The organism is bacterium, assembly GCA_035527515.1.
Classification (GTDB): domain Bacteria; phylum B130-G9; class B130-G9; order B130-G9; family B130-G9; genus B130-G9.
The window spans coordinates 1-9,017 of record DATLAJ010000003.1 but is presented as its reverse complement, the minus strand read 5'-3'; the positions used below and the strand labels follow the sequence as shown (position 1 = coordinate 9,017).

The window sequence follows — 9,017 nt, the reverse complement described above, 5'->3', positions numbered from 1 at the left end:
CAGAATCCAGAGTCATCCCGTGTGACTCGCCATCTATGAGGACCTCAATCCTTGCGGGCGCGTCGTCGTCCGCGTCAAAGTAGGCAACCGTGTATGTGAAATTGGTCGAGCTGTTTCCGGAATCTGGCGAGACCGAGCCATCCGAAAGCTCCGGGCCTCTGTTAATCTCGGCGGAGAGTTTATATCCACCGGTGCTGGACTCGCTATTATCCTCGACCTTGACGTAGTATGTGCCGCTGGCTGTGCAGGTCCACTCTACTTTCGAGGCATAGCCGCCCCCGCTGTTGTCGTCCTCATCGATCAACGTCTCGCAATCGTCCTCATAGAGGTAAAGGTGTGTGTCGCAGCCGTCGAGTTCTGAGGTCTGTATCACGTATTCCGCGTCCGCTATCGCCTCGAGGTAAGCCCAGTCCTCGTCGGCGGCCGGATACAGCGAGCGATCCTGCTTGGTTCCGTCCGTCTCAAGCTCCTTGGCATCCTCACAACAATCATCTGGCTCGTAGTCGTCCGTAACGTCCGGACCATCATACGAGCCGTGCTTCGGCAGCCGCACCGACGAGCCGTCCTCGTCAGTGAAGAAAAAATAGAACTCGTGCCCGCCGTGGCTCAGCGTCGTCTCGTAGCGATATTCACCGTCGGCTGCATCGCCGGAATACAGCGTCATTGTGTGCGAGGCGCCGTCAATATAGACAAGTTCAAGAATCGGAGAACTACCATCCTGATCGTAGTAATAGACAGAATACGTGAACGTCTCTTCCTCGGTGCCACTGTCGGGCTCGACGTCGCCATCGGACAGCGCGGGGCCATAGTTCACTGATGGGCCGTCGTACGTCCCGGTCTCAGGATCGCGGCCCCTGCCCCCACAGACGTCCTCGCAGGCAAAATAGAACTCATGATAGCCCTCGGAAAGCGTTGTGGAGTACGTATAGGTTCCGTTGTGCGAATCGCCCGAATCAAGCGACATCTCGTGTGGGGTGCCGTCGATATAGACCAGTATCTCCTCAGGGTCATCTTCGTCGGCATCGTAGTAATCTACCGTGTAGGTGAATGTGGTATCCTTGTCGCCGCTGTCGGGAGAAACATCGCCGTTTGTGAGGTTCGGATCCGCGTTGGAACGCGTCGCCGAAATGACCTTCCCGTTCCGGAGGCCAAACATGAAGTTCAGTTCTCCGGCAATCACGACTGAGGTCCCGACCTCAGAACCAGCCTCATAGGACCAGACCAGGGACCCGTAAGAGGAAAGGCAATAGAGCACGCCGTCCTGGGTCCCGAATACTACTCGGTCATTCTGTCCAATGGCGGGCGCCCCCGAAACGGCGCTCTGCGCATCATAACTCCAGCGGAGGGTCCCGTATGAATTGAACTTAAAGAAGTTCCCGCCGCTCGCGCCTATATAGACGTTGCCGCCAGCATCCATCGCGGGAGAACACTCACCCACTGCGGAGCCCAACTCGACGGACCAGCGAAGCGAGCCATCAGATTCAACAGCATACAGGCAGCCGTCGTCCGAGCCGAAATAGGAGACGCCCTCTTCTGTTATAGCAGCCGAGCTCTTGACCTCGCCGGAGGTCTGGTAGCTGCCTACCAGATCGCCTGATGAATCGACTACTCGAAACAAGCCGTCATTTGAGCCGAACCTGATGAGGCAATCAGCGCCGACCGCCGGTGAGCTCACGACACTGCCCTCCGTCTCATAGCTCCATCTGAGGTTCCCGGTAACCGATGTTGAGAAGAGGTTGCCATCTGCCGTGCCTATATAAAGCGAGCCGTGGGGACCAATGACTGGGGAAGACGAGATCGCCGAGCCGGTGTCGTAAGTCCATTTGAATGAGCCATCCGACGTCAGGCAGTATATCTTTCCGTCTTCAGCGCCGAAGAATATGTCGCCTGCGGTGTAGATAGATGGGGTCGATGATATGGGCGATCCCGCGTCATACGTAGCGTTCAGGGACCCGTGTTCGTCGATTATATACAGCTTGCCATCGTCACTGCCAAAGTAAACGTTGCCCTTCGCATCAATTATTGGCGATGATTTGACCGAATCACCAGTCTCATAAGACCATTCGATGCCGACCGAGCCTGGCAGATCACCTTCGCCGATGCAGCTGTGCGTCCTGTCGTGCATGAACATTGGCCACGGGCCGCCAACGAACTCGCTTGCGCCGACTATGACTAGCGCGAATGGCTGAGGCCCCTCCGGTACGTTGTAGCCAGTAACTGTAACCGTGTATGTGCCAGGCTCCGGGCTGTTCAGCTGCACCGCCTCTGTTGGGTTCAAGTGGTCTGCGGTGGCGCCCTCCTCCGACTGACCGTCTGAGTAATTGTTCCCCTTGAATGTCCCGGACGGGCCGGACACGACGAGGTCAAGGTCGTTCACGAGGCTCGGGTTAGAATAGAGCTCACCCGGATAGTCGGTCCAGACGAGCGTTACCTCCAGCTTGCTCGAACCGTCAACCTCATACTCGAACGGCGCCTCGTCTGATGTTGAGAGTCCGGTCGTCTCATCCACCACGATCAGATGGATGTCATCGTCCGAAAAATGCAGAGTATCAGCGAGCAACACGCGGCCCCAGCCCTGACCGTTTGATGGGATGTCGCCGTCCGTGTAGGACCCGGTCATGTTCTTGCCGCTGTTAACCAAAACGGCCTTTAGAAGAGCGTTACTCGGCTCCAACGCGTCTCCCTCAATCGCCTCGCCCGACGGGTAGTAGCCTTCTGTGAAATACTGTCTGACGAGCGCACCGCATCCTGCGTGGACAGGGCAGGACATGCTTGTTCCTGAGTGCTTTGCGGTCCCGCAGTTATACGACTCGATGTCGAAATCGCAGTCGGCAGAATCGACCTGGTGGCCAGGCGCCGTAACGGTGGGCTTCAGACGGCCATCGTCCGCCGGGCCGTGACTGCTGAAATTGGCCATATTCTCAGGGTTATAGCCAGACCAAGCGTTCTCACTGGCGCCTGAAGTGATGATGCTTTTGGCGGTTGCAGGACTTGTTACGCGTATTCCATAAGAGTGGCCGTTACCGGCCGAGAAGAGAATCAAGAAATCCTTATAGTCCCACATAAACGCATCACAATCCTGGCTGGAGGAATTGTAGGAGGTATCATAGGTATAGCCCCAGCTGTTCGAATGAAGCGTTGCCCCGGCGGCGTAGGCCTGGAGGAAGTAATCGCCATAAAGATCGTCCGGCAGGGTCAGCGACCCGCCTCGGCCAATGTCCTGAAACACCAACTTGGCGTCATAAGCAATACCATCGTTCGTGTCATACTCATGCTCGTGCGCAGAGTTATCGCCCGCTATCGAGCACGAAGTGTGGGTCCCGTGGCCGTAGCCGTCCCAGTCACCGTTCCCCGCGATGTCGTAGTACACGATGATCTTCCTTTGATCGGGGTTGACTGTGTCGTCAGGAAGACCCTCCTCCTCATCGTAAAAAAAGCACATGTCAGCATCGACGCCGGTGTCGCCGATCCCCACGATCTGGCCTGCACCCGTTATCCCGTGGTCCCAGATGGGCGTGTAATCGTTCTCGTAGGACTGAACAACCCATCGCGCCTTCTCGTTAAGCAAAACCGGCGGCAGGTAGTGCTCAATCCACTCTACGTCAAGAATACGCGCCATCGAATAGACCACGCTCGTGAAGACCTCCTCCGGAACCAAGACCCTCAGCCGAGGACGACGCTGAACGCAGCAACTCCCAACAATGGAAACCCGCTCATCGATCGCCTCAACCTCCCTCTCGATCTCCCCAACATCGGTGCCTCGGAAGGCCTGTACAACGAGCTCGATGATGGCGCCTCGCTCCGGCTCGGAGAGAAACTCGTCGATGCGGTGCGGCTGGAAGTATGGCGGCAGCTTGAAGGCCGGCTGGAATATCCCGACGTAGATAACTCCATTGAGTCTCTTGACGGAGACAGCCGTCTCTCTGGACATTCTACAGACGAACGCAAAAGTTGGGACGTAGCCCATTAGTTCCGCACCCGTCCCAACCAAAGAATGCCTAAACTGCCTGTGAATGGGCCTGCTAAACTGGACAATATAATACCCGTCAACACCGGGAGCACATTCGGAAACCCGCAGCGCTGGCGGCAAGTCGGGTGTGCCTGAGACCGCTGGATCAAAGCTATACGAGCCAAGTCCTAACGGCAAAGCCACTGCCCCAGCCGATAACAACAGAATGAAACAGACTGAAACAAACAAAGGACTGAGAAAACCCCGTTCCACGAATCTGCCCTCCAAAGTGTGGCACACGAAGGCGCCAAGTCGCCTAGTCAATTCGGGGAAAGACGGTGGCTGCCCCTTGTATTGGGCTGCCGTCCAACCATCAAAGGGACGGCAGAGCCTGCAGAATACCGCGAGCCATATGAGGAAACTGCCAACGTTCATCCCCTAAGCCCATCACTGAGCACTAAGGCCTAACATTCTAGCCAGGCGGTCAATCGGCGAAACTAACAAACATTCCCGACCAGTTCAAGAGAATTCATGGCCTCAATTTTCTAGTTACTGAAGTGATATGGTTGAGATCGGAGTTGCAGAGCAGGATGGGGATGATGTTGCGTGTATTACCCTGCGATGAGGTTCGGCGCGAGGTTCAGGATTTGTGCGAGTTTGCGTTGCTTATCTGACATTCGGATAACTGCGATGTGCTCTCGGGGATTGACCTTACTCGGTCTCAGATAGATGACGGCGACCTCTCCTATTGCCGATAACTCCTTCAAGATGCCTCCAATATCGATTCCTGCCTAGAAAGCCTGTTTACGTGCGAGCCGACCAGCTGCATTCGTTGGCGGAAAGATGTATCCGAGTGCCGTGGGCACTCAGAAGAAGAGTGAGGCGGCGATCTCCTGCGGATAGTGCCTGGACATCACGTTGTAGATGTAAGCTTCGACCTCATGCGCCGTCTGGAAGCGGAGCGCTTTACGGGCTATTTCGAGGGATTCGCATAGTAGCGAGCTCCTGATGACCTTTTTTACGGCTGGGATAGCGACAGGGTTCATGCTCAGTTCATCGACGCCGAGGCCCATAAGCATGAGTGTGTAGAGCGGCTCGCCCGCCATCTCCCCACAGACACCCACACGGACCTTGTGGCGGTGGGCGGCATCCACAACCATCTTGATGGTTCTGAGGACTGCCGGATGCAGGGGGTTATAGAGGTATGCGACCTCTTCGTTAGCTCTGTCTATGGCAAGAGAATATTGAATGAGATCATTTGTCCCTATGCTGAAAAAATCGCATTCCGGTGCGAGGATATCGGCGGTTAACGCGGCTGACGGTATCTCGATCATAATACCAACTTCCATATCGGCGTTGAAGGCTGTGTGTGCTTTCCTCAGCTCTTTCTTGCACTCCTCAATCATCGCTTTGCCTTTCTTGAGCTCCTCGATACCACTTATCATGGGGAACATGATCTTGAGGTTTCCATGAACGCCTGCTCTGAGTATTCCCTTGATCTGGTTTTTGAAAATATCCCGCCGGGCGAAACAGAGCCGTATCGCGCGGAGGCCGAGGGCCGGATTACGCTGCGGAGGCATCTCGACCGCATCAACAAGCTTCTCGCCGCCGATGTCGATTGTCCTGATTGTTGCCGAATGCGGAGCGATCTCCTCCGCGACCTGCTTGTAGCTAGAGAGATGCTCCTCCTGGGTGGGGATGCGTCCTTCGCTTATGAAGAGATACTCGGTTCTATAAAGGCCGATGCCGGCCGCGCCGTGCCTAAGAGCGGTCTTTACGTCCGCCGGCGATTCGATGTTGGCCTCGATCGCGAGCCTGAAGCCGTCCCTGCTCTCGGCCGGCAAATCAGCCGCAGAGAGCAGCTCCGTAACGTAGTACTTGTAGGACCGCTGCTTATTTTCATATTCGGCTACCTGTTTCCAGGTTGGCGAAAGGATGACCTTGCCATCAATCCCATCGACAATCATTCTGGTTCCCTGTTTGACGCTCTGGAGCACGCCTGTGACGCCGACAACGGCCGGTATTTCGTGCGCCTTTGCGATTATGGCCGAGTGCGATGTCTTGCTGCCGAGCTCTGTTACGAATCCCACTATCCGTTCAGTATCTATCTGCACGGCCTCCGACGGGTTGATATCCTGTGCCACTATAATTGAGCCTTCCGGGGCCTCGTCCAGACGGCATATTCCACCGCCCGGGCCGAGATTTCGGAGTATGCGGTTCTTGATATCGTTCAGGTCCGCCACACGGCTAGAAAGATACTCGCCACTTAAGCTCGCCAGCATTTCGTTGAACCGACCCACATGCTCCGTGACCGCCCACGAGGCGTTAACCTTCTGTTCCTCAATGATCTTGATGACGTCGCTTTGGAGGGCATCGTCCTTTAGAAGCATGATGTGGGTGTCCAAGACTGTGGATAGCTCTTTGGCCTTGTCGGGTCCCAGACTCGCCCGTATAGTCTCGATCTCCTTCATGGATTTCTTGATGGCTGAGAGAAATGCCTTCATTTGTTTGGAGACTTGCTTATCCGGAATGGTTTTTCTCTCAACCGGCTGGAGAGTCCTGTCAAGTATGAACGCGCGGCCGATCGCTATCCCTGGCGAGGCCTTAATCCCAGAGAAAATCCGCCTCATCTGTCCGCCTCATTTGGCCGCATGAAATTGTTCTCGGCCAGTTGGAGCAGTTTCGCCATGGCCTCGTTCTCATCGGCGCCCTCTGCACGCAGCGTTATCCTGCTACCAGCGATAATGCCCAACGCGAGGAGTGCCCAGGGGCTCTTTCCATCAGCGATATCGTCCCTGAACTGCACCCCTATGTCTGATTTGAATGACTTGGCCATTTCCACAAGGGACATAATCGATCTTAAGTGCATCCCAAACTCGTCTTTGATCGTTACCTGTTCCTCACGCATTAAAAGAGCTCACTGGTGGTGTAGATCATAGAGTTAGCAGAATCCCAACGAGAACCAGGGCGCAGATGACAGCCCCGACTTTTCCTGATGAGACATTCCTAGACCGAAGAATAAAACAAACAACGATAATTGGCAAAACAGATATGAAACCGAACCAATGGATGCTGCATTCCGCAAACGAGCTGTAATCCCATGAGAGCAAGACGCCGGCGAGCGCACCGAGTAGTACACATGTCGCCCGCTTCAGGGCAGCCGATGCGTGTTTTGGATTGGTTTTCTCAAAGTAGCAGCGGACAGCTGTGGCGCCTCTTAGTCCGAGCTCGACACCCCTGAAGCGAAGGATGATATTTGCCAGCGAGAAAGGGACCACCAGCCAGAGGAACGCCCACTCGTGCCCAAGTAGGAACAAAAGAACCGCCAAGACTGCCAGAAAGGGTTTGAACGACAACCATATTAGGTCATCACCAAGAGCGCCGAACGTGCTGCCCAACGTGGATTTCATACGGGGCATTCTGGGGCCGCTCAGTTTCTCTTTCACTTGCTCATGGGCCTCCTGCTCCACGATCGCTCCAGCCACTAGGCCAGAAAAGCACGGGTTGGTATTGAACACCGAAAGATGCCTCTTGGCCGCCTCGATCAGTGCGTTGCCCGAATAGAGCGTTTTCAGTGCTGGCAAGATTGAGAAGCAGAAGCCCAGGTTCTGCTTGCCTCTGTTGTTCCAGCCAGCCTCAAGTAGGAACGTCCGCAGAGCGATTGAGATGCGAGCGCGTCGAGGAATCCTGGGCAGCTCAGCGCTATCTTTCATCTGGCCTCAGCCCCTGCCATAGGAGGAAGATGATCAAACAGCTCAAGATAACTAGGGCGGCCAGAAGAGACGGCGCCAGCATCTTGAATCGTATCATTATGAATGCCGCAGCCATCGATAGAAGGGAGAATAATACGCTATGATGTTCTCCCAAGCCGCGAAGCCCTATCCCAATGCCAGCCGCAAGCAGCGCCACTGCAAGCCACGGGCACGTCCCGTGAATGCGAGGCGCAATCTTAAGAAGCACCGGGACCAACAGCATCCCGCCTCCTACAGTCGCAGCCAGAAGCAGACAGAAGGTCTGGCCGAACGCTAACGGTAATCCCATAAGGTTATTGGTTGCCACTGCCGATAGCTTCCCCTTTTCGAGGCCTACGATAGCTCTCTCGACCAATACCTCGTTGAACTTGCGCAAACGTTTCATCAGGTGGGATGACAGTGCGCCGACAAGGAGCCCCAAGAGGACGAAAGCCGGAAGCGCCAGGACATAAGCGGTCTTCTCGGGCATGCCAGCTCTCAAGGAGACGATCATCAGGATGGTAGAGACGGCAGTGCATGATGTGTAGTCGATGCTTATGAAGCCTCCAGCCGGCACGTCGAACAGCCAGAGCAATTGCAGTATCGCTCCCACGGCCACACCGTGCCGCAGGTCTCCCGTCAACAGGCCCAAGATCGAGCCGCAAGCGATGGGTTGAGCAAACATGCCCCGGAAGAGGACGTTTTCATCGAGGGAGATCAGAGCGCCAGCCGCGCTCATTAGGACTGCCAGTTTCAACAAGGGTGCCGGCATCACTCAGCCCTCCGCTAGTCGCCTGGCGTCCCGGACCTTCAGGAGCTCGTGGAAGTCAATGGCTTTGTCAAATGGTGTCGGACGGACCTCCACATATACGCCGGAGTTGGCCATTTTCGCCAACATCCTGATCTCCTCCTCGGAAAGGAATAGCGACTCTGTAAGCTGTTCACGGCCTTCGGAAAAGGCAACGCCGCCGATGTTCAGCTTGGGCAATGGAAGCTTCCCGTGCGAAAACAGCTCCAGTATGTCTGCTACCCCGGAGAATAGCAGAATAGTCTTCCTGGGCGACCTGTCCAGCTCCTGATAAAGACCGTCGCAGTCAGCAGCCGCCAAAAGCTCAACATCGATCCCCTCGGGCACAGCTATCCGCATAAGGCTCTCCTCAAACGGATCGTGGGCCACCTCGTCGTCAACGACGACTATTCTGGTGCAGGAGAGAACCTTGACCCATCCGGCCACGACTTGTCCGTGGATGAGTCTATCGTCAAGTCGAACAAGCTCGATGCTCATTTAACTCCGCCGCTCTTTCCCCCATCAATCTCCTCACAGCCGCTCATGGCAT

At 55.5% G+C, this 9,017-nt stretch carries 7 protein-coding genes; all 7 read right to left on the bottom strand.

Annotated features, from left to right (window positions below; genetic code table 11):
* On the bottom strand, window positions 1–4,222 hold a 4,222-nt coding region (locus VM163_00165; GenBank protein ID HUT02291.1), incomplete at its 3' end, for a PQQ-binding-like beta-propeller repeat protein.
* Between the two features lie 338 nt (window positions 4,223–4,560).
* Window positions 4,561–4,716 (bottom strand): hypothetical protein, encoded by a 156-nt coding sequence (locus VM163_00160; GenBank protein HUT02290.1) that lies wholly within the window; start codon window positions 4,714–4,716, stop codon window positions 4,561–4,563.
* 99 nt (window positions 4,717–4,815) lie between these two features.
* Window positions 4,816–6,579: a phosphoenolpyruvate--protein phosphotransferase gene (ptsP, locus tag VM163_00155; GenBank protein HUT02289.1), complete on the bottom strand. Its 1,764-nt coding sequence runs from the start codon at window positions 6,577–6,579 to the stop codon at window positions 4,816–4,818.
* Window positions 6,576–6,857, bottom strand: coding sequence for an HPr family phosphocarrier protein (locus tag VM163_00150; GenBank protein HUT02288.1), 282 nt, complete (start codon window positions 6,855–6,857; stop codon window positions 6,576–6,578). The genes ptsP and VM163_00150 overlap by 4 nt, the downstream gene beginning before the upstream one ends.
* 25 nt (window positions 6,858–6,882) lie before the next feature.
* On the bottom strand, window positions 6,883–7,662 hold the full coding sequence (locus tag VM163_00145) for a PTS system mannose/fructose/sorbose family transporter subunit IID (protein ID HUT02287.1): 780 nt from the start codon (window positions 7,660–7,662) through the stop codon (window positions 6,883–6,885).
* Window positions 7,652–8,452 carry a PTS sugar transporter subunit IIC gene (locus VM163_00140; protein ID HUT02286.1) on the bottom strand — a complete coding sequence of 267 codons (801 nt, stop codon included), beginning with the start codon at window positions 8,450–8,452 and terminating at the stop codon, window positions 7,652–7,654. Before VM163_00140 ends, VM163_00145 begins: the two co-directional genes overlap by 11 nt.
* 3 nt (window positions 8,453–8,455) lie before the next feature.
* Window positions 8,456–8,965 (bottom strand): PTS sugar transporter subunit IIB, encoded by a 510-nt coding sequence (locus VM163_00135; protein HUT02285.1) that lies wholly within the window; start codon window positions 8,963–8,965, stop codon window positions 8,456–8,458.
* Window positions 8,966–9,017: the final 52 nt, after the last annotated feature.